Source organism: Vibrio sp. 704, from assembly GCF_033339295.1.
In genome coordinates this window covers 1-1,245 of the sequence record NZ_JAWOUH010000085.1, presented here as the reverse complement: position 1 = coordinate 1,245, position 1,245 = coordinate 1, and the positions used below count along the sequence as shown (strand labels likewise).

The 1,245-nt window shown below is 38.3% G+C and carries 3 protein-coding genes; all 3 read left to right on the top strand.

Annotated features, from left to right (window positions below; all coding sequences use genetic code 11):
* Positions 1–252: 252 nt before the first annotated feature.
* From R7R24_RS24615 to R7R24_RS24605, 3 genes are read left to right on the top strand one after another with little or no spacing between them, the layout of a single operon-like run.
* A complete protein-coding gene (locus R7R24_RS24615; RefSeq protein WP_005496656.1) occupies positions 253–804 on the top strand; it encodes a BON domain-containing protein in 552 nt (183 codons plus the stop codon).
* 45 nt (positions 805–849) lie between these two features.
* A complete protein-coding gene (locus tag R7R24_RS24610; protein WP_141179757.1) occupies positions 850–1,026 on the top strand; it encodes a DUF1328 family protein in 177 nt (58 codons plus the stop codon).
* An 8-nt stretch (positions 1,027–1,034) separates the two neighbouring features.
* A complete protein-coding gene (locus R7R24_RS24605) occupies positions 1,035–1,232 on the top strand; it encodes a hypothetical protein (protein WP_318119714.1) in 198 nt (65 codons plus the stop codon).
* The last annotated feature ends 13 nt before the right edge of the window (positions 1,233–1,245 follow it).

Here is a 1,245-nt window from a genome sequence, read left to right as displayed (position 1 = left end):
AAATTAATCTCTCTTGATGGTTTTTGCGTACAAAAATAAACGAAAGGATGAGGTGTTATTTCTTCTCTATTTATCTTTTCTTCTTCAATGATTAAAAATTACATTTCTTCTGTGTAAATTATTCACGAATGGTTTCTCTCTCATCTTAAATATAACGGCTGTTTCTAAATAAACGCTTTAAAAATAGCGGCTTATAAAGTTGGCACATGCTTTGCTCTATTAGAACTGCAACGTCAATATAGGAGAATTACCATGAATAACATCGCAGCTAAAATTGTACTTACTTCAGTTCTTGCAACGTCATCTACCGCAGTATTAGCCAGTGATAAATGGGAAAAAGAATCCATGGACGCTTGGCTAGATGGTAAAGCAGAAACCACCTTACTGCTTAATAGCAACCTGAACTCTTTTGATATCAACACTGATGTTGAAAATCAGGTGGTTACGCTGACAGGTTCGGTCAATAACGATTTGGAAAAGTCGCTGGCAGAAGAGTTGGTTTCAGGCCTTGATGGTGTGAAAAAAGTAAATAACGAGCTAACGGTAGTGAGTGAAAATAAACAAGATGCCGATTCTGATGCATTTGCTGCATTAACGGATTCAAAAATTACTACTATTGTGAAAACTCGTTTACTGATGGATACCAGCGTTAGTGGTACAGACATTGATGTCACCACAGAAAATAAAACCGTAACCTTAACCGGTAAAGTGAACTCAGATGCCGAGCATGATCTGGCATTATCGATTGCAAATAATACCAACGATGTAAATAAGGTTGTCGATAAGCTTGAAGTTGTTCAGTAATAACTAATGTTGAGCTTTCACTTTAAAAAATAAGGAGACAACACCATGGTTCGTTGGATGTTTATTTTCCTTGCTTTGGCTCTCGTTTCAGCGGTGCTCGGATTTAGTGGTATTGCCGGTGCCGCCGCAGCTGTCGCGCAAGTGATATTTTATCTGTTCCTGTTGTCATTAATTGTATCAATAGTATTTGTGATACTTGGAAAGAAAAACGTAAAGAGATAGGAGTTAGCATGCGAGTTACGTCATTTATTTATCGTATCGCCGCAGTATTTGGTTTGGTGTTTGCTTTAGCGGCGTGTAGTGATGAAGGGCCAATGGAAAAAGCGGGCAAAAAATTGGATGAGACTGCGGAAGAAGCGCAAAACGCCATTGAAGATGGTTGTGAAAACCTTAAAGAGAATCTGAACGCGGAAGACAAAGATTTTTAAGCGTTCACCTCAT

Coding starts and splice junctions, on each gene's coding strand:
- R7R24_RS24615 (WP_005496656.1), top strand. CDS start 253: ATGAATAACATCGCAGCTAAAATTGTACTTACTTCAGTTCTTGCAACG.
- R7R24_RS24610 (WP_141179757.1), top strand. CDS start 850: ATGGTTCGTTGGATGTTTATTTTCCTTGCTTTGGCTCTCGTTTCAGCG.
- R7R24_RS24605 (WP_318119714.1), top strand. CDS start 1,035: ATGCGAGTTACGTCATTTATTTATCGTATCGCCGCAGTATTTGGTTTG.